Source organism: Agromyces mediolanus (assembly GCF_014648575.1).
Taxonomy (GTDB): Bacteria; Actinomycetota; Actinomycetes; order Actinomycetales; family Microbacteriaceae; genus Agromyces; species Agromyces mediolanus.
Genome location: NZ_BMRJ01000001.1, coordinates 1,877,937 through 1,896,853 on the forward strand (window position 1 = coordinate 1,877,937; position 18,917 = coordinate 1,896,853).

An 18,917-nucleotide genomic window follows, 5' to 3' on the forward strand; every position below is an offset into this window, starting at 1 on the left:
GCATGCTCGGTACCAGCACGCGACCAGCCAGACCCTCGCCGATCCGGCGTCCTCGCGCGACCCTCGTCTCGGGGCTCACCGCGCTCGCGGCCGGCGGGCTCGTGGCGCTCGCCTTCGCGGGCTGCGGCGTCGTGACGCCCGGCCCGGTTTCGACGATCGGGCGGATCGACTTCGATCGCCCGCTCGCGATCCCGCCGATCGCCGAGTCGAGCGTGGACGCCGACGGCACCCGGGTCTTCGCGCTCACCGCGCAGGCCGGCACCACCGAGTTCGAGCCCGGCGTGCCGAGCGAGAGCTGGGGGTTCAACGGCGGCTACCTCGGCCCGACGCTCGTCGCGGACCGCGGCGAACGGGTGCGTGTCGAGGTGCGCAACACGCTCGACGAGCCGACCACGGTGCACTGGCACGGGATGCACCTGCCCGCGGCGATGGACGGCGGTCCGCACCAGATGGTCGCGCCCGGCGCCACCTGGGCGCCCGAGTGGCTCGTCGCGCAGCAGGCCGCGACGCTCTGGTACCACCCGCATCCGCACGGCGAGACCGAGACGCACGTGTCCCGAGGCCTTGCCGGACTCGTCCTGCTGCACGACGACGCCGAGCGCGCCCTCGGGCTGCCGGCCGAGTACGGCGTCGACGACGTGCCCGTGATCGTGCAGGACACCGGGTTCAGCGCCGAGGGCCGTCGCGAGGCGGCGCAGCGGGGCTACGCGGGAGCGCTCGGCGACGAACTGCTCGTGAATGGCACCCGCTCGCCGTACTTCGAGGCCGGTGACGAGCTTCTCCGGCTGCGGCTGCTGAACGCGTCGACGGCGCGCAGCTACGCCTTCGCCTGGGCCGACGACCGTCCGGTGCGATTGATCGGGACCGACGGCGGACTGCTCGACGCGCCGGTGGAGCTGCCGGAGCTCCGGCTCTCGCCGGGGGAGCGGGCCGAGGTGCTCGTTCGGCTCACCCCCGGGGAGCGGCTCGTGCTGCAGTCCCGCATGACGCCGGAACTCGCCGGGCTCGTCGGACCGGTCGCGCAGACGAACGGGGCGGCCGATGGCTTCGACGTGCTCGAGCTGCGCGCTGCCGAGCAGCTCCGAGCAGCGACCGCCGATCCCGACGCGCTCATCCCGCTGCCGCCGCTCGAGGACGGCGAGCTCGCCGCCGATCGCCGCTTCGTCCTCGACGACAGCTTCGAGATCAACGGCCACGCTATGGACCTCGGCCGCATCGACGAGACCGTCACGGTCGACACGCTCGAGCGCTGGACCGTCGTGAACGACACCGCGCTCCCGCACAGCTTCCACGTGCACGACGTGCAGTTCCGACTGGCTGCGGTGGCCGGTGAGCCCCCGCCGCCGGAGCTCGCGGGCTGGAAGGACACGATCTTCGTCGAGCCCGAGACCGAGTACGTGCTGCTCCTCCGCTTCGCCGACTACGCCGACCCGGACACGCCGTACATGTACCACTGCCACCTGCTGTGGCACGAGGATCAGGGGATGATGGGGCAGTTCGCCGTCGTCGAGCCGGGTCAGCGTGCGACGATTCCCGAGGGGACCGACCATGACCACCACTGATGCGCCCGACACCGAGCAGCCGACCACCCACACGAATCGCGAGGCCATGAGCACCGAACCGGCCAACAGCCCATCCGCCGAGACGTCGCCGCGGAAGCGCGGACGCGGCTACGGCGCGCTCTGGGCCGCGGTGCCGCGGGAGCTCGGCTTCCTCATCCTCACCATGCCGATCGCGGTCGTCGGCCTCAGCTTCGCCGCCACCGTGTTCTTCACCGGAGTCGGCCTGCTCGCCCTCGTCGTCGGCGTGTTCGTGATGGTGGGCGCGTTCTACGTGGCGCGCGGCTTCGGCACCCTCGAGCTCGTCCGCCTCGAGTGGGCCGGCCGCCCCCGCATCGAGCGGCCGGACTGGGCCCGCGACGGGCGTGAGGCGGGATTCTGGCGGGCCGCCTTCGTGCCCTTCGTCGACGGGCACTACTGGCTGTACGTGCTGCACACGCTCATCGTCAATCCGATCGTGAGCATCTTCACGTGGACGGTCACGATCGTCTGGGTGTCGATGGCGCTCGGCGGCACCACCGGCTGGTTCTGGCAGCGCTTCATCCCCGAGAGCGACCGCGGCTTCTGGCTGAACGAGTGGCTGCTGGACCGGTTCTTCCCGGGCAACGACTTCTCCTACGACGTCGTCGCGGGGGAGCGGCTGCTCGAGTTCGTGCTCGGCGTGATCTTCCTGCTCACCCTCCCGTACGTGTTCCGAGGGCTCACGCTGCTGCACGAGGCCGCGGCGCGCGGCCTGCTCGGCGCCTGGCGTTCCGAGGCGCTCGAGGTCGAGGTGGCGCAGCTCGCCGCCTCGCGCGGCGCCGCGGTGCAGGCGGAGGATGCCTCGCTGCGACGCCTCGAGCGGGACATCCACGACGGCCCGCAGCAGCGGCTCGTCCGGCTGCAGATGGATCTCGCGACGATCGAGCGGCGCATGGAGCGCGACCCGGACGCCGCCCGGGAGCTCATCGGCGAGGCGCGGGAGCAGGCGCGCGAGACGCTCGACGAGCTCCGCGCCCTGTCGCGGGGTTTCGCGCCGCCGCTGCTGCAGGACCGGGGCCTCGCGAGCGCACTCGAGTCGCTCGCCTCCCGGAGCCCGGTGCCGGTGGTGTTCGAGAACCTCCTGCCCGCGGCCAGCGGGCTGCCGGCGGCGATCGAGCGGAACGCGTACTTCGTGGCGGCCGAGCTGCTGACGAACGTCGTGAAGCACTCCGACGCGACGAGCGTGCGGCTGCGGGTCGCCGTGCGCGACGCGGGCCCGGCCGGGCACTGGCTCGACCTCTGGGTCACCGACAACGGCTCTGGCGGCGCGCGTCTGGAGGCGGGGCACGGGCTCGCTGGGCTGCACGAGCGCGTGCTCGGACTCCGCGGCCAGTTCCTCGTCGACAGCCCTCCGGGCGGCCCGACGATCATCGGCGCGCACATCCCGTTCCTGCCGGAGACGCCGAGCGTCGACGGCGTCTGACGCATGGCGGGTCGCCCCGCGCCGCTAGGGTTGGGGCATGCCAGACCCCGCCCGCGGCCAGCTCCGCGTCGTGCTCGCCGAGGACTCGGTGCTCCTGCGCGAAGGGCTCGTCCGGCTCTTCGACGAGGCCGGGTTCGAGACGGTCGGGTCCTACCCGGATGCCGAGCAGCTGCTCGCCTCGGTCGCCGAGGATCTGCCCGACGTCGCGGTGCTCGACGTGCGCATGCCCCCGAGCTTCCGCGACGAGGGCGTGCGCGCGGCGATCGAGCTGCGCCGCCGCTATCCGAGGCTCGGGGTGCTGCTGCTCAGCCAGTACGTCGAGGGCACCTACGCCCACGAGCTGCTGAGCTCCGGCGAGGGCGGCATGGGCTATCTGCTGAAGGACCGCGTCGCTTCGCTCGACGAGCTCGACGACGCCGTGCGCCGGGTCAGCGACGGCGGGACCGTGCTCGACCCGCAGGTCGTCCGCGAGCTGCTGAGCCGTCGTGCCGATCCGCTCGAGAGCCTCACGCCCCGTGAGCGCGAGGTGCTCGAGCTCATGGCCGAGGGGCGCACGAACGCGGGCATCGCCGCACAGCTGTTCATCGGCGTCGGCGCGGTCGAGAAGAACGTGACCTCGATCTTCCAGAAGCTCGGCCTCGAGGACTCCGGCACCGATCATCGCCGGGTGCTCGCCGTGCTCGCCTGGCTGCAGCGCTGATCCCCGGCCGGCGTCCGGGCATGAGGAGGGGCCGGGATCCTCGCGGATCCCGGCCCCCCCGTCGTCGGTGCCGAGGCTCAGCTCACGCTGAGGTGCGCCGAGAGGAACCAGCGGTCCTTGTCGAGGCCCTGACGGATCGCGATGGCGATGTCCTGGCTCGACGGGTCGAGCGTCTCGAGGCCCTCGATCGCGGCGTTCACCTTCTCGGTCGCGACGTCGATCTGCGCGATCACGTCGGCGATGGTGTCCTCGGACGGCTTGAAGCCCGCCTTGGGGTTCGCGCCCGCGGTCTGCTTGGCGACGGTCGCGAGGCGGGCGTCGATCGGCAGCCCGAGTGCGATCACGCGCTCGGCGGCCTCGTCGGCCCAGCCCTGCGCGTGCTCCACGACGGTGTCGAGGAACTCGTGCACCGGCAGGAAGTTGATACCGCGGACGTGCCAATGCGCCTGCTTGCCGTTCACGGCGAGCGTCACGAGCTCGTGCACGATCGGGGTGAAGAACTGGGCCACCCCGGAGGCGACCTCGGCGTTCGCGCCGGTCTTCGGAGCCATGGTGTCGGTCATCTGTTCCGCCTTCCCTTGGTCGTTGTCTGCTTCAACGCTACGCAGCTCACGATCTATTTCAAGCAAGGGAAGGCAGGGCTTGCGAAGGGGAGGCGTACCTCACTACGGTCGGATGCCGCACTCAAACGAGCCGCGCACGCACCCCGTGCGCGGCGACCCCGCCGATGTGCACTACGATCGAACCGTGCCGTCAGGCGCATCGGGGATGTAGCTCAATGGTAGAGCCTCAGTCTTCCAAACTGATTACGCGGGTTCGATTCCCGTCATCCCCTCCGATTCAGCTCCGTCCGCGCTCGGCCGCGGCATCGCTCCGGTGTCATGAGCAGCCCCGCGCCGTGCAGTAGACTTTCTCGGGTCATCCGCGTCCCGGCCTGCTTCGGCATGCCCTCGCGGGTGGCGACGAGTTGAGTAGCGACTCGGGGCGTAGCTCAGCTTGGCTAGAGCGCCCGCTTTGGGAGCGGGAGGTCGCAGGTTCGAATCCTGTCGCCCCGACGAGTCGCCTGGCTCGACACGAACTTCCACACAACAGGAGAACTTCCACATGCCGACCACTTCGGTTGAGAAGCTGAGCCCGACGCGCGCCAAGCTCACCATCACGGTGACGCCCGAGGAGCTGAAGCCCAGCATCGCCCACGCGTACGAGCACATCGCCGAGCAGATCAACGTGCCCGGGTTCCGCAAGGGCAAGGTGCCGCCGCCCATCATCGACCAGCGCGTCGGCAAGGCGGCCGTGCTCGAGCACGCCGTCAACGAGGGCCTCGACGGCTTCTACCGCGCCGCCGTCACCGAGCACGAGCTGCGCCCGCTCGGCCGCCCCGCGGCCGACATCGTGGAGTGGCCGAACGAGAAGGACTTCTCGGGCGACCTGCTGCTCTCGATCGAGGTCGACGTGCGCCCCGAGATCGAGCTGCCCGCCTACGACGGCCTCGAGCTCACCGTCGACTCGGTCGAGATCGACGAGAACGAGGTCACCGAGGAGCTCGACCGTCTGCGCAGCCGCTTCGGCACGCTGATCACGGTCGACCGTCCCGCGAAGACCGGTGACTTCGTCACGCTCGACCTCGTCGCCGAGATCGACGGAGCCCAGGTCGACACCGCCAACGGCATCTCCTACGAGGTCGGCTCGGGCGAGCTCCTCGCGGGCATCGACGAGGCGCTCGACTCGCTCACCGCGGGTGAGACCACCACCTTCACCTCGAGCCTGCTGGGCGGCGAGCACGAGGGTGCCGAGGCCGAGATCACCGTCACCGTCACCGCCGTCAAGGAGCGCGAGCTCCCCGAGGCCGACGACGACTTCGCCCAGATCGCGAGCGAGTTCGACACCATCGCCGAGCTCACCGAGTCGCTCAAGGAGCAGGTCGGCCGCAACAAGACCTTCGGTCAGGGCACCCAGGCGCGCGACCTGCTCGTCGACAAGCTCATCGAGCTCGCCGACGTCCCGGTCGCCGACTCGGTCATCGAGGACGAGGTGCACCGCCACCTCGAGTCCGAGAACCGCCTCGAGGACGACGAGCACCGCGCCGAGGTCACCGAGGCGAGCACCAAGTCGTTCAAGTCGCAGATCATCCTCGACAAGATCGCCGAGGTCGAGAACGTCCAGGTCAGCCAGGACGAACTCACCCAGTACCTCGTGCAGGGTGCTGCTCAGTACGGCATGAACCCGCAGGAGTTCGTCCAGATCCTCAGCGAGCAGGGCCAGATCCCGGCGATGGTCGGCGAGGTCGCCCGCAACAAGGCGCTGGCGATCGCGCTCGGCAAGGCGAAGGTCACCGACGCCGACGGCAAGGCCGTCGACCTCAGCGAGTTCACCGCCGTCGGCGAGGACGAAGCCGAGGCCGAGGCCGAGGTCGTCGCCGAGGCCGAGGAGATCGTCGAGGAGGCCGAAGAGGCCGAGAAGCCCGCGCCGAAGAAGCGCGCCACGAAGAAGGCGAGCGACGAGGCGGAGGGCGAGAAGCCCGCGCCGAAGAAGCGCGCCGCCAAGAAGTCGGACGCGTAAGCAGCTGATTCCGTGAGCGGGGGTCGGGCCGATGGCCCGGCCCCCGCTCGCATTCCGCCACGACGGCGAAGGGACGGACGCACGATGACCGCAGCGGACTGGCAGGACACCGTCGACGCCGTCTGGGCGGATGCGGACGTCCTCGGCGACGCCGAGGTGATCCGCAGGATCGACGCGCTCGCGGCCGAGTTGCCCGGCAGCGACCCTCGCGGCGCCTTCGAGGCGGCGGGAGCCCGCGACGCGGCGGGCTTGGAGGACGAGGCCGTCGCCGGCTATCGGCGGGCGCTCGCCCTCGGGCTCGCGGGGCGGTCGCGGGTGGAGGCGCTGATCCAGCTCGCCTCGACGCTGCGGAACCTCGGCCGGCCGAGCGAGTCGCTCGCGCTGCTCGACGAGGCCTCGGCCGACCCGCACGACCTCGGCGACGCGGTGACGGCGTTCCGGGCGCTCGCACTCGTCGATCTCGGGCGCGAGCGGCACGCGGCGGCCGAGCTCGTGGCCGCCCTCGTTCCGCACCTGCCGCAGTACCGCCGTTCGCTGGCCGCGTACGCCGCGGCCCTGGGCGGCGACGCGTCATCCGCCTAGGGCGAACAGCCCCGTTCCGCGCCGTTGCACCGGATAGATTCGATTCAACGCGACAACGAAACGGAGCGACATCCATGGCCGAACAGACCCCGCAGCCGGGTGTATTCGATCGACTGCTGAAGGACCGCATCATCTGGCTCGGTTCCGAGGTGCGCGACGACAACGCGAACGAGATCGCCGCGAAGCTCCTGCTGCTCGCCGCCGAGGACCCGAAGAAGGACATCTACCTCTACATCAACTCGCCGGGCGGTTCGATCACGGCGGGCATGGCGATCTACGACACGATGCAGTTCGTGCCGAACGACATCGTCACGGTGGGCATCGGCATGGCGGCCTCGATGGGGCAGCTGCTGCTGACCGCGGGCACCAAGGGCAAGCGCTACATCACCCCGAACGCGCGAGTGCTCCTGCACCAGCCGCACGGCGGCTTCGGCGGCACCGCGAGCGACATCCAGACCCAGGCCCAGCTCATCCTCGACATGAAGAAGCGCCTGGCGGAGATCACGGCGGCGCAGACCGGCAAGTCGGTCGAGCAGATCAACGCCGACGGCGACCGCGACCGCTGGTTCTCCGCGCAGGAGGCGCTCGAGTACGGCTTCGTCGACCACATCCGCGAGTCCGCGCTCGACGTCGCGGGCGGCGGCGGAACGAACCAGGCGTAACGAGAGAGAGAACGAGCGAATGACAATGCAAGCCTTCACCGGTCCTGCGAACGGCGGCACCGCCTTCTCCGGCGTGCAGGCGCCCGGCTCGCGCTACATCCTGCCGAGCTTCGAGGAGCGCACGGCCTACGGCTTTAAGCGCCAGGACCCGTACGCGAAGCTCTTCGAGGACCGCATCATCTTCCTCGGCGTGCAGGTCGACGACGCGTCGGCCGACGACATCATGGCGCAGCTGCTCGTCCTCGAGTCGATGGACCCCGAGCGCGACATCATGATGTACATCAACTCGCCGGGCGGCTCCTTCACCGCGATGACCGCGATCTACGACACGATGCAGTACATCCGTCCGCAGATCCAGACGGTCGTGCTCGGCCAGGCCGCCTCGGCGGCTGCGGTCATCGCCGCTGCCGGCACGCCCGGTCGTCGCCTCGCGCTGCCCAACGCCCGAATCCTCATCCACCAGCCCGCGATGGGCGAGGCGGGGCACGGGCAGGCCTCGGACATCGAGATCCAGGCGGCCGAGATCCTGCGCATGCGCACCTGGCTCGAGGAGACGCTCTCGAAGCACTCCAAGCGCAGCCAGGAGGAGGTCAACAAGGACATCGACCGCGACAAGATCCTCTCGGCCGAGGAGGCCCTGCAGTACGGTCTCATCGACCAGGTGCTGACTTCCCGCAAGACGCTGCCCGCGCTCACGAGCTGAGCCCGGCACCTCCGATGACGAACGGCGCGCTGGACGACCGGCGCGCCGTTCGCCGTCTCTTCGTCCGGCCGGATGGGGGCTGCGCCGCGTGGAGTTCGTTCCTCGACGACCCCCGCCGGTACTTCCGGCACCTGATCGACTGAAGCGGATCGCCACGCCGTCGCCGATCCTGCGCCGCTCCGCCGCAACGACGCCGGCACGGGTTAGGCTCGGAGCAGACCGCTGAGAGGGAGGATGCGATGGCACGCATCGGAGAGAGCGCAGACCTGTTGAAGTGCTCGTTCTGCGGAAAGAGCCAGAAGCAGGTCCAGCAGCTCATCGCGGGCCCCGGCGTCTACATCTGCGACGAGTGCGTCGAGCTCTGCAACGAGATCATCGAGGAGCGTCTCGCCGAGGCCGGCGAGACCGAGGCCGGCGAGTTCGAGCTGCCGAAGCCGAAGGAGATCTTCTCCTTCCTCGAGGAGTACGTGATCGGGCAGGAGCCCGCGAAGCGCGCCCTCGCCGTCGCCGTCTACAACCACTACAAGCGCATCCGCGCGAAGACCACGCTGACCACCGCCGACCGCGCCCACGACGACGTGGAGATCGCCAAGTCGAACATCCTGCTCATCGGCCCGACCGGGTGCGGCAAGACCTACCTGGCCCAGACGCTCGCGAAGCAGCTGAACGTGCCGTTCGCCGTCGCCGACGCCACGGCCCTCACCGAGGCCGGCTACGTCGGCGAAGACGTCGAGAACATCCTGCTGAAGCTCATCCAGGCCGCCGACTACGACGTCAAGCGCGCCGAGACCGGCATCATCTACATCGACGAGGTCGACAAGATCGCGCGCAAGGCCGAGAACCCGTCGATCACCCGCGACGTCTCCGGCGAGGGCGTGCAGCAGGCCCTGTTGAAGATTCTCGAGGGCACGGTCGCCTCGGTGCCTCCGCAGGGCGGGCGCAAGCACCCGCACCAGGAGTTCATCCAGATCGACACGACGAACGTGCTGTTCATCGTCGCGGGTGCGTTCGCCGGGCTCGAGGACATCATCTCCTCGCGCGCGGGCAAGCGCGGCATCGGCTTCGGCGCACCGCTGCATTCGAAGCGCGAGGACGCGGAGCTCTTCAGCGAGGTGCTCCCGGAAGACCTGCACAAGTTCGGCCTCATCCCCGAGTTCATCGGCCGGCTGCCCGTCGTGGCGACCGTCACGCCGCTCGACCGCGAGGCGCTCATCGAGATCCTCACCGAGCCGAAGAACGCGCTCGTGAAGCAGTATCAGCGCATGTTCGAGCTCGACGGCGTCGCGCTCGACTTCGAGCAGGACGCGCTCGAGGCGATCGCCGACCTCGCCGTGCTCCGGCAGACCGGCGCCCGAGGACTCCGCGCCATCATGGAGGAGGTGCTCGGCCCGATCATGTTCGAGGTGCCGAGCTCCACGGGGGTCGCCCGGGTCGTCGTCACGAAGGCGGCGGTCATCGACAACGCGGCGCCCACGATCGTCCCGGCGAAGCAGCGCCGTCAGGAGAAGTCGGCCTGACGCCCCGCGCCTTGGCGGCAGGGCGCTTCAGTCCGCGGCGCCTGCGGCGTCGGCGACGGCTGCAGTCGAGCGTCCGAGCAGCGTGAGGTCAGGCGAGGTCGTCGTCCGGGCGCGCGCCGAAGACGATCTCGTCCCAGCTCGGCATGGACGCCCTGGAGCTCTTCTTCGCGGGGGTTGCGGCCGCGCGTCCGCTGCTCTGCTGCTTGCCGCCCCAGAGGCTGCGTGCGGCCTTGCCGGGCCGGTCCTCGCCGGGCTCGGCCTTCGTCTTCGGGCTCGACTCCGCGACCGGTTCCGCGGGGAGCGGCAGCTCGGGCTGTTCGAGCAGCGGTGTCGCCTCGGCCGGCTTCGACGCGGCGGCCTCGCCGGCCGACTCGCGCTCGCCCCGGCGGCGTCGGAGCGCCTCCAGGAGGTCGGCCGTCTCGCCCATGACCGGAGCCGGCTCGTCGGCGCGCTTGATCGCGGCGCGGGTGACGGCCGGACTCGACTGCGGCGTGCTGCGGGCGTAGGGGAGCGGTTCGAGCTGCGGGGCGGTGTCGAACTCGCCGTGCTCCGGCTCCTCGAGCGTGAACGCGCCGCTGTCGAAGCGGGAGGCGTCCCCGTCGACCGCGCGCAGGCGAGGAATCAGGCCGCCCTTGAGCTCGCCCTGCTGCGAAAGTGTGATCGCCTCGGAGTTGAGCGGCTGGAGGGCCTGCTTGCGCGGCTCGAAGCTCCAGCGGGCGTCGTGGTCGATCTCGTCGACGGTGAACTCGAGCTTGACCATCCAGCCGCGCTCCTCGTCCTTCCAGCTCGCCCAGCGCTCACCGCTCGCGCCCAGGCGGGCGAGGCGGTCGCGGATTGCGGAGCCGAACGAGGCCGGCTCGTCGCCGTCGGGTTCGATCGCCGTCGCGACGGGCACGGCGAGGGCGGAGTTCACGATGTGCTCGCGCTCGGCGACCACGGGGCCCTCGAAGCGGCGGATGTACTCGACCGCGGCTCCGGTGATCTCCGCGACATCCTCGGCGGACAGACCGGAACGGATGTGCGCCTGGATCTCGCGGGGCGGGATCTTCGGCCCCTGGTGCTGTTCGGGCTGGGCCTGCCGGATGCGCGATTGCAGCACGTCGTCCACCACGATCCGGAAGCGCGCGCCGTCCTCGGTCGCCACGAGGAGTGCGCCGTCCTCGACTCCGATCACCTTCAGTTCCTGCATCGCGAGAACCCTTCCGTGCCTGCGTTCCCGCCAAGGATGCCACGCGAACGGGCCGTGCTCCGGGAATACCCCGGGCGTGCCGGAAGTTGACCAGGCAGCGAGAGCCGAAGGGCTCTCGGGCGATGGTTTGCTTACGCCGATGATTTCATGCAGACTAACGCCGCCGAATCCTCGGCGTGAAGGAATGGATGGGAATGGCAACCGACTACGACGCCCCGCGGAAGACCGAAGACGACTCGGAGTCGATCGAGGCCCTCAAGGAACGCGTCCCCGACAAGATGTCGGGTGTGGTCGACGTCGAAGACGCCGACAACCCCGGTAGCTTCGACCTCGCTGGCGCCGACCTCTCGGATGTCGAGCTCGACGTCGTCGTGCTCCCGCCGCAGGCCGACGAGTTCACCTGTGTCAGCTGCTTCCTCGTGAAGCACCGCTCGCAGATCGACCACGAGACGAAGCTTGGGCCGATCTGCCTCGAGTGCGCCGCCTGAGCGACGTACCCGCACCTACTCCGGCCGTCGCGATCCGTTGATCGCGGCGGCCAGTTCTTTGGGCCGGCGGCTCGAGACGAGCCAGTACGGGGTGGGGTCGGCCGGGTCGACGATCGGGATGCGCACGACGGGCTGCACCCAGCCCCGGATGACGAGGAACGCCCGCGCGTCGAGCCCGGTGCCCCGCTCCGCCCGCGCCGCGGCGTCCTCCGCGGCGACCGCCTCGCCGGTGTGCGCGAGGTCGATCTCGGCCCGCCCGGCGCGGAGTCGTCCGTCGCGCACCTCGACGATCGGCGCCGTGAGGCTGAGCGCCCCGACCACGGCGAGGTAGAGCACGATCCCCGTGACGATGCCCGCCGGCATCGAGACCGGGGCGAGCACCAGGATGCTCGACGGGACGAGCAGCAGGCTCACGATGTAGATCCAGGGAGTGGGCCAGAGTTTCTCGCGGTACACGGGCATGTCTCTATCCCACCAGACTTCTGCACTACCCTCGAACGGTGAGCGATTCCGTCGACGTCCTGATCACGGCCGAGCGGGTCCCGAGCTACGCCCACCCGGGCGACGCCGGAGCCGACCTGCACGCCGCCGAGTCCATCGTCCTCGCCCCCGGTGAGCGCGCCACCGTCGGCACCGGGGTGTCCATCGCGCTGCCCGAGGGCTACGTTGCCTTCGTGGTGCCGCGCTCCGGGCTCGCGTTCAAGCACGGCATCACCATCGTGAACGCGCCGGGCACCGTCGACGCCGGCTACCGCGGCGAGATCAAGGTCGCGCTGCTGAACACCGACGCACGCGAGCCGTACGCCATCGAGGCGGGCGACCGCATCGCCCAGGTCGTCGTCATGCCGGTGAGCCGCGCGCGCTTCGTCGAGGTCGAGCGCCTGCCGGGCAGCGATCGCGGCGAGGGCGGGTTCGGATCGACGGGGTTCGGCGAGCAGAAGCAAGGAGCGAACGCGTGAGCGAGATCGAGAACGCCGGGAGCGCCGAGCGCCCCGTCGACCACCCCAAGTCGGCCCCCGAGGACCGCGAGACCGCCGGGCCGTTCGACGAGTCGGAGGCGAACCCCGTTCGCCCCTACGTCGATCTCGGCGGGGTCAAGGTGCTTCCTCGCGAGGGCCTGCACCTGCGTCTCGAGGTCGAGGAGGGCTCGAAGCGCGTCGTCGCGGTCGGCCTCGACTACGCGAACTCCACGCTGCAGGTGCAGCCGTTCGCGGCACCGCGCTCGAGCGGGCTCTGGCACGAGATCCGCGAGCAGATCGCCGAGCAGATCGCGCGGCAGGGCGGCACCACGCGCGTCCGCGACGGGGCGTTCGGGCCCGAGCTGCTCGCGCAGATCCCGGTCGCGGCCGCCGACGGCGCCACCGGCCGGATGCGCCTCGCCCGCTTCGTCGGCGTCGACGGGCCGCGCTGGTTCCTCCGCGGCGTGATCGCGGGGGAGGCGGCGGTCGACCCCACTGCCGCCGCGCAGGTCGAAGACCTCTTCCGCTCGATCGTCGTCGTCCGCGGCACGACGCCGATGCCGCCGCGCGACCTGATCCCGCTGCGGATGCCGGCGACCGGCGCCCAGCCGCAGCAGTGATGTCGGGCGACGCCGAGCGGCGCGATGGCGCGCCGGCCGACGAGGCGCCCCTCGATGCGGCGCACCGTACCGCCGGCTCCGACGGGGCGGACGGTTCCCGATCGGCCGCGGAGCCGGGCGAGCGCTCCGAGCTCGCCGGGGAGTTCGGCCGTCAGCTGGCGGCGGCGGCGGAGCGCAGCGGGCTCGGTGCGCTCGCTCGCGACGAGCGCCTGAGCGGGCGCGACCTGCTCACCGCGATCGGCGGCGTCCGAGGCATCCTCGAGGCCCTGCTGCCCGGCCTCGTCTTCCTCGTCGTCTACAGCTCGCTGACGAGCTTCGCGCACCTCGAGACCCAGGCGGCGCTTATCCCGGCGCTCGCGGCGTCCGTCGGGCTCGCCGTCGTCTTCACGATCGCGCGGGTGGTGGTCAAGGGGCAGCCGACGCAGGCGATCGCCGGCCTCGTCGGCGTGCTCGCCTCGGCCGGGCTCTCGCTCTGGACCGGGCGCGCCGAGGACAACTACGTGCTCGGCTTCTGGACGAACGGCGTCTACGCGACCGTGCTGCTCGTCTCGGTGCTCGTCCGCTGGCCGGTGATCGGGCTGATCGTCGGCTTCCTCATGAACGACGGCCTCGCCTGGCGGCAGGATCGCCGCAAGCTCCGCGCCGCGCAGTTCCTCACCCTCGTCTGGGTCGGGCTCTTCGTCGCCCGGCTCGCGGTGCAGCTGCCGTTCTACTTCGCGCAGAACGTCGAGGCGCTCGGGGCGACCCGACTGCTCATGGGGGTCCCGCTGTACGCCCTCGTGCTCGTCTTCACCTGGCTCGTCGTGCGCGCCGTGTACCCGGCGAAGGATGCCGCCGCCGAGTGATAGAGTTATCTCGACGTCGAGATAAATAGCTCGAACCCGCGGGGCGGGGCGGCGCTGGGGCCATTAGGTTACCCTTGCTGGATCGGCCCCCTGTCTGACGAGCAAGATGAAGTGCCGCGATGCGTTCGCGGCAGGCTTCGCGAAGGAGAGGACATCGTGTCTGCAGTGAACAGTTTCGGGGCGAAGGACACGCTCCGCGTCGGCGACGAATCCTACGAGATCTTCCGCATCGACACCGTGCCCGGGTACGAGAAGCTCCCCTTCAGCCTGAAGGTGCTGCTCGAGAACCTGCTGCGCACCGAGGACGGCGCGAATGTCACGAAGGAGCAGATCGAGGCGCTGGGCTCGTGGGTTCCCACGGCCGAACCCGACACCGAGATCCAGTTCACGCCGGCGCGCGTGGTCATGCAGGACTTCACCGGTGTGCCCTGCATCGTCGACCTCGCCACGATGCGCGAGGCCGTCGTCGCCCTCGGTGGCGACCCCAACAAGATCAACCCGCTCTCGCCCGCCGAGATGGTCATCGACCACTCGGTCATCGCCGACCTGTTCGGCACCGAGAACGCGCTCGAGCGCAACGTCGAGATCGAGTACGAGCGCAACGGCGAGCGGTATCAGTTCCTGCGCTGGGGCCAGACGGCCTTCGACGACTTCAAGGTCGTGCCGCCGGGCACCGGCATCGTGCACCAGGTGAACATCGAGCACCTCGCGAAGGTCATCTACGACCGCTCGGTCGACGGCGTCGTTCGCGCCTACCCCGACACCTGCGTCGGCACCGACTCGCACACCACGATGGTCAACGGCCTCGGCGTGCTCGGCTGGGGCGTCGGCGGCATCGAGGCCGAGGCGGCCATGCTCGGCCAGCCCGTCTCGATGCTCATCCCCAAGGTCGTCGGCTTCAAGCTCTCGGGCTCGATCCCGACCGGCGTGACCGCGACCGACGTCGTGCTCACCATCACCGACATGCTCCGCAAGCACGGCGTCGTCGGCAAGTTCGTCGAGTTCTACGGCTCGGGCGTCGCCTCGGTGCCGCTCGCGAACCGCGCGACCATCGGCAACATGAGCCCCGAGTTCGGCTCGACCGCCGCGATGTTCCCCATCGACGACGTCACGGTCGACTACCTGCGCCTGACCGGGCGCAGCGAGCAGCAGCTCGCCCTCGTCGAGGCCTACGCCAAGGAGCAGAAGCTCTGGCACGACGCCGAGAACGAGCCGGTGTTCTCCGAGTACCTCGAGCTCGACCTCTCCACGGTCGTGCCGTCGATCGCCGGCCCGAAGCGCCCGCAGGACCGCATCATCCTCTCGACCGCCAAGGAGCAGTTCGAGAAGGACCTGACGAACTACGCCGAGGTCGACCACGACCTCGTCGACCTCGAGATCGCCGAGTCGTTCCCCGCGTCCGACCCGCCCGCGAACTCGCCGGAAGACGAGTACAGCCAGCACGTGCACCACCACAAGAGCCACGCGCCGACCTCGATCTCGAAGCCGACGCAGGTCGTCGAGGCCGACGGCACCGAGTACACGCTCGACCACGGCGCCGTCACGATCGCGGCGATCACCTCGTGCACGAACACCTCGAACCCCTCGGTCATGCTCGCGGCGGGTCTGCTGGCCCGCAACGCCGTGAAGAAGGGCCTGAAGGCCAAGCCGTGGGTGAAGACCACGCTCGCGCCGGGCTCGAAGGTCGTCACCGACTACTACGAGAAGGCCGGCCTCACGCAGGACCTCGAGGACCTCGGCTTCTACACCGTCGGCTACGGCTGCACCACGTGCATCGGCAACTCGGGCCCGCTCATCGAAGAGGTCTCGGCCGCCATCCAGCAGAACGACCTCGCGGTGACCGCGGTGCTCTCGGGCAACCGCAACTTCGAGGGCCGCATCAACCCCGACGTGAAGATGAACTACCTCGCGTCGCCGCCGCTCGTCATCGCCTACTCGCTCGCCGGTTCGATGAACTTCGACTTCGAGACCGACGCGCTCGGCACCGACCCCGATGGCAACGACGTCTTCCTGCGCGACATCTGGCCCGACGCGGCCGAGGTGCAGGCGACGATCGACTCGTCGATCAGCGAGGACATGTTCACCACGCAGTACGCGAGCGTCTTCGAGGGCGACGAGCGGTGGCGCACGCTGCCGACGCCGACCGGTTCGACGTTCGAGTGGGACGAGAAGTCGACCTACGTGCGGAAGCCCCCGTACTTCGAGGGCATGACCATGCAGCCCTCGCCGGTGTCCGACATCTCGGGCGCCCGCGTGCTCGCGAAGCTCGGCGACTCGGTCACGACCGACCACATCTCGCCCGCCGGCTCGATCAAGGCCGACAGCCCCGCCGGCCACTACCTGACCGAGCACGGCGTCGAGCGCAAGGACTTCAACTCCTACGGCTCGCGCCGCGGCAACCACGAGGTGATGATCCGCGGCACCTTCGCGAACATCCGACTGCGCAACCAGCTCCTCGACGGCGTCGAGGGCGGCTACACGCGCGACTTCACGAAGGCCGACGCGCCGCAGTCGTTCATCTACGACGCCTCGCAGAACTACCAGGAGCAGGGCACTCCGCTCGTCATCTTCGGCGGCAAGGAGTACGGTTCCGGCTCCTCGCGCGACTGGGCGGCGAAGGGCACGAGCCTGCTCGGCGTGAAGGCGGTCATCACCGAGAGCTTCGAGCGCATCCACCGCTCGAACCTCATCGGCATGGGCGTCGTCCCGCTGCAGTTCCCGGTGGGGGAGTCGGCCGACTCGCTCGGGCTCGACGGCACCGAGATCGTCTCGATCTCGGGCCTCGAGCAGCTGAACGAGGGCACGACCCCGAAGACGGTCCACGTCGTCGCCGAGCCGAGCGAGCACTCGCCGGCCGGCAAGCAGACGGTCGAGTTCGACGCGGTCGTCCGCATCGACACGCCCGGTGAGGCCGACTACTACCGCAACGGCGGCATCCTGCAGTACGTGCTGCGCTCGCTCGTCTGACGCGGGCGGCGACTCGGCGAGGCCGGGCGTTCCATTCAGGGAGCGCCCGGCCTCGGCCGTTCCGGTCGCGTAGAATCGACGGATGCCGCACCCCCACTTCGCGGCGCACGGAAAGGCGGCGCAGATGACCCTGCTGGAGACGATCAGAGGTCCTCGCGACCTCGACGGTCTCACGAGGGAGCAGCTGGACCAGCTCGCGGTGGAGGTGCGCGAGCATCTCGTCGCGAACGTGGCGAAGACGGGCGGACACCTCGGCCCGAACCTCGGCGTGGTCGAGCTGACCATCGCGATCCACCGGGTGTTCTCGTCCCCTCAGGACGCCATCGTCTTCGACACCGGGCACCAGTCCTACGTGCACAAGCTGCTCACCGGGCGCCAGGACTTCTCGACCCTGCGCCAGAACGGCGGGCTCGCCGGCTATCCGCAGCGCAGCGAGTCCGAGCACGACATCGTCGAGTCCTCGCACGCGTCCAGCTCGCTGTCCTGGGCCGACGGCATCTCGAAGGCCTTCGAGATGACCGGGCAGCACGACCGTCATGTCGTGGCCGTCGTCGGCGACGGGGCGCTCACGGGCGGCATGACGTGGGAGGCCCTCAACAACATCTCCGACGACAACACCCGCAAGCTCATCGTCGTCGTCAACGACAACGGCCGCTCGTACGCCCCGACCATCGGCGGCATGGCCCGCTTCCTGAACTCCGTGCGCACGAAGCGCACCTACCGCAACCTGCACCTCTCGAGCCGCGAGGCCTTCGAACGGCTGGGCGGGCCCGCGAAGGCGTTCTACCGCGGGGTGCGCGGTGGCCTGCACGGCTTCCTCTCGCGCTTCACCGACAACGAGGCGCTCTACTCGAACCTCGACATCAAGTACGTCGGTCCGGTCGACGGGCACGACGAGCACGCCATGGAAGACGCCCTCCGGCAGGCGAAGAACTACGGCGCCCCGGTCATCGTGCACGCGATCACCGAGAAGGGCCGCGGCTACGAGCCCGCCCGCAACGACGTGGCCGACCAGTTCCACGCCGTCGGGCAGATCGACCCGGAGTCGGGCGAGCCGCTCGACACGAGCGGTGCGAAGAGCTGGACGAGCGTGTTCGCCGACGAACTCGTGCAGCTCGCCGAGCAGAACGAGCGGCTCGTCGGCATCACCGCGGCCATGTTGCGCCCCACCGGCCTGCACCGCATGGCCGAGCGCTTCCCGTCCCGCGTCTTCGACGTCGGCATCGCCGAGCAGCACGCGGTCACGAGTGCGGCCGGGCTCGCCTTCGGCGGGCTCCATCCCGTGGTCGCCGTCTACGCGACCTTCATGAACCGCGCCTTCGACCAGCTGCTGATGGACGTCGCGCTGCACAAGGCCGGCGTCACCTTCGTGCTCGACCGCGCCGGAGTCACCGGGCCCGACGGGCCGAGCCACCACGGCGTCTGGGACCTCTCGATCCTGCAGGTCGTCCCCGGTATCCGGATCGCCGCCCCGCGCGACTCGGTCCGGCTCGCCGAGGAGCTCGGCGAGGCGGTCCGCGTCGAGGACGCGCCCACGGTGCTCCGCTTCCCGAAGGGCTCCGTCGGCACCGAGTACCACGCGGTCCGGCGGACGCCCGACGGCGTCGACGTGCTCGTGGAGTCGGAGCGCCGCGACGTGCTCATCGTGACCGTCGGTCCGATGGCGGGCATCGGCCTCGACGTGGCGCAGCGGCTCGAGGCGCACGGCATCGGGGCGACCGTGATCGACCCGCGCTGGGTGGTCCCGGTGCCCGAGAGTGTCGTGCGCCTGGCCGCCGACTATCGCCTCGTCGTCTCACTGGAGGACGGGGTGCGCGTCGGCGGCGTGGGCACCCGCATCCGGCAGGATCTCCGTGAGGCCGGCGTCGACACCGCCGTGACCGAACTGGGCCTGCCCGACGAGTTCCTCGACCACGGCTCCCGTGCCGAGATCCTCGAGCGCGTGGGGCTCACTCCGCAGCACATCGCCCACGACGTCACCGCGATGGTGCTCGGCACGAAGCTGCCGCACGCCCGCGGCGTCTCCGGCGACACCGGCGCGCAGCCGGTCGTCGCCCGCGCGGCCGACTGAGCCCGCCCGCACGCCGGAACGGGAACGGCCCGCGACGATCTCGTCGCGGGCC

The 18,917-nt window shown here is 70.3% G+C and carries 17 protein-coding genes and 2 tRNA genes; 16 read left to right on the forward strand and 3 right to left on the reverse strand.

Annotation, left to right across the window (positions count from 1 at the left end):
- Positions 1 to 2: 2 nt before the first annotated feature.
- From IEY71_RS08915 to IEY71_RS08925, 3 genes are read left to right on the forward strand one after another with little or no spacing between them, the layout of a single operon-like run.
- Entirely contained in the window at positions 3 to 1,562 is a 1,560-nt protein-coding gene (locus IEY71_RS08915) for a multicopper oxidase family protein (protein WP_189084853.1), read from the forward strand.
- Positions 1,549 to 3,003 carry a sensor histidine kinase gene (locus tag IEY71_RS08920; RefSeq protein WP_229781602.1) on the forward strand — a complete coding sequence of 485 codons (1,455 nt, stop codon included), beginning with the start codon at positions 1,549 to 1,551 and terminating at the stop codon, positions 3,001 to 3,003. The genes IEY71_RS08915 and IEY71_RS08920 overlap by 14 nt, the downstream gene beginning before the upstream one ends.
- A gap of 37 nt (positions 3,004 to 3,040) precedes the next feature.
- A complete protein-coding gene (locus IEY71_RS08925) occupies positions 3,041 to 3,703 on the forward strand; it encodes a response regulator transcription factor (protein ID WP_189084854.1) in 663 nt (220 codons plus the stop codon).
- A 77-nt stretch (positions 3,704 to 3,780) separates the two neighbouring features.
- Here IEY71_RS08925 and IEY71_RS08930 read toward each other — a convergent pair whose 3' ends face one another.
- Positions 3,781 to 4,266, reverse strand: coding sequence for a Dps family protein (locus tag IEY71_RS08930; RefSeq protein ID WP_189084855.1), 486 nt, complete (start codon positions 4,264 to 4,266; stop codon positions 3,781 to 3,783).
- Positions 4,267 to 4,467: 201 nt separating this feature from the next.
- Between IEY71_RS08930 and IEY71_RS08935 the strand changes: the two genes are divergently transcribed.
- From IEY71_RS08935 to clpX, 7 genes are all read left to right on the forward strand, one after another.
- Positions 4,468 to 4,538: transfer RNA gene (locus IEY71_RS08935), tRNA-Gly, on the forward strand.
- Positions 4,539 to 4,683: 145 nt separating this feature from the next.
- A tRNA-Pro gene (locus IEY71_RS08940) sits at positions 4,684 to 4,758 on the forward strand.
- A 49-nt stretch (positions 4,759 to 4,807) separates the two neighbouring features.
- Complete coding sequence (gene tig / locus IEY71_RS08945) at positions 4,808 to 6,262, forward strand: trigger factor (protein WP_189084856.1); 1,455 nt, start codon at positions 4,808 to 4,810, stop codon at positions 6,260 to 6,262.
- 84 nt (positions 6,263 to 6,346) lie between these two features.
- Positions 6,347 to 6,844 (forward strand): tetratricopeptide repeat protein, encoded by a 498-nt coding sequence (locus IEY71_RS08950; protein WP_189084857.1) that lies wholly within the window; start codon positions 6,347 to 6,349, stop codon positions 6,842 to 6,844.
- 74 nt (positions 6,845 to 6,918) lie between these two features.
- Positions 6,919 to 7,506: an ATP-dependent Clp protease proteolytic subunit gene (locus IEY71_RS08955; protein WP_189084858.1), complete on the forward strand. Its 588-nt coding sequence runs from the start codon at positions 6,919 to 6,921 to the stop codon at positions 7,504 to 7,506.
- A 25-nt stretch (positions 7,507 to 7,531) separates the two neighbouring features.
- Entirely contained in the window at positions 7,532 to 8,209 is a 678-nt protein-coding gene (locus IEY71_RS08960) for an ATP-dependent Clp protease proteolytic subunit (protein ID WP_189085153.1), read from the forward strand.
- A gap of 239 nt (positions 8,210 to 8,448) precedes the next feature.
- Positions 8,449 to 9,726: an ATP-dependent Clp protease ATP-binding subunit ClpX gene (clpX, locus tag IEY71_RS08965; RefSeq protein WP_189084859.1), complete on the forward strand. Its 1,278-nt coding sequence runs from the start codon at positions 8,449 to 8,451 to the stop codon at positions 9,724 to 9,726.
- A gap of 88 nt (positions 9,727 to 9,814) precedes the next feature.
- On the opposite strand, the gene sepH is transcribed toward clpX, so the two are convergent.
- A complete protein-coding gene (gene sepH, locus IEY71_RS08970; protein WP_189084860.1) occupies positions 9,815 to 10,915 on the reverse strand; it encodes a septation protein SepH in 1,101 nt (366 codons plus the stop codon).
- Positions 10,916 to 11,109: 194 nt separating this feature from the next.
- Here sepH and IEY71_RS08975 point away from each other — a divergent pair, with 194 nt between their 5' ends.
- Positions 11,110 to 11,403 (forward strand): DUF4193 domain-containing protein, encoded by a 294-nt coding sequence (locus tag IEY71_RS08975; RefSeq protein ID WP_189084861.1) that lies wholly within the window; start codon positions 11,110 to 11,112, stop codon positions 11,401 to 11,403.
- Positions 11,404 to 11,418: 15 nt separating this feature from the next.
- On the opposite strand, the gene IEY71_RS08980 is transcribed toward IEY71_RS08975, so the two are convergent.
- Positions 11,419 to 11,865, reverse strand: a complete 447-nt coding sequence (locus tag IEY71_RS08980; protein ID WP_189084862.1) for a DUF3093 domain-containing protein — start codon at positions 11,863 to 11,865, stop codon at positions 11,419 to 11,421.
- Positions 11,866 to 11,903: 38 nt separating this feature from the next.
- On the opposite strand from IEY71_RS08980, the gene dut reads away from it, so the two are divergent.
- From dut to dxs, 5 genes are all read left to right on the forward strand, one after another.
- Positions 11,904 to 12,362 (forward strand): dUTP diphosphatase, encoded by a 459-nt coding sequence (gene dut / locus IEY71_RS08985; protein ID WP_189084863.1) that lies wholly within the window; start codon positions 11,904 to 11,906, stop codon positions 12,360 to 12,362.
- Positions 12,359 to 12,982 (forward strand): DUF3710 domain-containing protein, encoded by a 624-nt coding sequence (locus IEY71_RS08990; protein WP_189084864.1) that lies wholly within the window; start codon positions 12,359 to 12,361, stop codon positions 12,980 to 12,982. Before dut ends, IEY71_RS08990 begins: the two co-directional genes overlap by 4 nt.
- Positions 12,982 to 13,827, forward strand: coding sequence for a DUF3159 domain-containing protein (locus tag IEY71_RS08995; protein WP_189084865.1), 846 nt, complete (start codon positions 12,982 to 12,984; stop codon positions 13,825 to 13,827). The genes IEY71_RS08990 and IEY71_RS08995 overlap by 1 nt, the downstream gene beginning before the upstream one ends.
- Positions 13,828 to 13,983: 156 nt before the next feature.
- Positions 13,984 to 16,794 (forward strand): aconitate hydratase, encoded by a 2,811-nt coding sequence (locus IEY71_RS09000; RefSeq protein WP_189084866.1) that lies wholly within the window; start codon positions 13,984 to 13,986, stop codon positions 16,792 to 16,794.
- A 124-nt stretch (positions 16,795 to 16,918) separates the two neighbouring features.
- A complete protein-coding gene (dxs, locus tag IEY71_RS09005; RefSeq protein ID WP_189085154.1) occupies positions 16,919 to 18,865 on the forward strand; it encodes a 1-deoxy-D-xylulose-5-phosphate synthase in 1,947 nt (648 codons plus the stop codon).
- Positions 18,866 to 18,917: the final 52 nt, after the last annotated feature.

What these genes read in the sequence shown, in the direction of transcription:
- IEY71_RS08915 (WP_189084853.1), top strand. Translation starts at nt 3, where the DNA reads ATGCTCGGTACCAGCACGCGACCAGCCAGACCCTCGCCGATCCGGCGT.
- IEY71_RS08920 (WP_229781602.1), top strand. Translation starts at nt 1,549, where the DNA reads ATGACCACCACTGATGCGCCCGACACCGAGCAGCCGACCACCCACACG.
- IEY71_RS08925 (WP_189084854.1), top strand. Translation starts at nt 3,041, where the DNA reads ATGCCAGACCCCGCCCGCGGCCAGCTCCGCGTCGTGCTCGCCGAGGAC.
- IEY71_RS08930 (WP_189084855.1), bottom strand. Translation starts at nt 4,266, where the DNA reads ATGACCGACACCATGGCTCCGAAGACCGGCGCGAACGCCGAGGTCGCC.
- tig (WP_189084856.1), top strand. Translation starts at nt 4,808, where the DNA reads ATGCCGACCACTTCGGTTGAGAAGCTGAGCCCGACGCGCGCCAAGCTC.
- IEY71_RS08950 (WP_189084857.1), top strand. Translation starts at nt 6,347, where the DNA reads ATGACCGCAGCGGACTGGCAGGACACCGTCGACGCCGTCTGGGCGGAT.
- IEY71_RS08955 (WP_189084858.1), top strand. Translation starts at nt 6,919, where the DNA reads ATGGCCGAACAGACCCCGCAGCCGGGTGTATTCGATCGACTGCTGAAG.
- IEY71_RS08960 (WP_189085153.1), top strand. Translation starts at nt 7,532, where the DNA reads ATGCAAGCCTTCACCGGTCCTGCGAACGGCGGCACCGCCTTCTCCGGC.
- clpX (WP_189084859.1), top strand. Translation starts at nt 8,449, where the DNA reads ATGGCACGCATCGGAGAGAGCGCAGACCTGTTGAAGTGCTCGTTCTGC.
- sepH (WP_189084860.1), bottom strand. Translation starts at nt 10,915, where the DNA reads ATGCAGGAACTGAAGGTGATCGGAGTCGAGGACGGCGCACTCCTCGTG.
- IEY71_RS08975 (WP_189084861.1), top strand. Translation starts at nt 11,110, where the DNA reads ATGGCAACCGACTACGACGCCCCGCGGAAGACCGAAGACGACTCGGAG.
- IEY71_RS08980 (WP_189084862.1), bottom strand. Translation starts at nt 11,865, where the DNA reads ATGCCCGTGTACCGCGAGAAACTCTGGCCCACTCCCTGGATCTACATC.
- IEY71_RS08995 (WP_189084865.1), top strand. Translation starts at nt 12,982, where the DNA reads ATGTCGGGCGACGCCGAGCGGCGCGATGGCGCGCCGGCCGACGAGGCG.
- dxs (WP_189085154.1), top strand. Translation starts at nt 16,919, where the DNA reads ATGACCCTGCTGGAGACGATCAGAGGTCCTCGCGACCTCGACGGTCTC.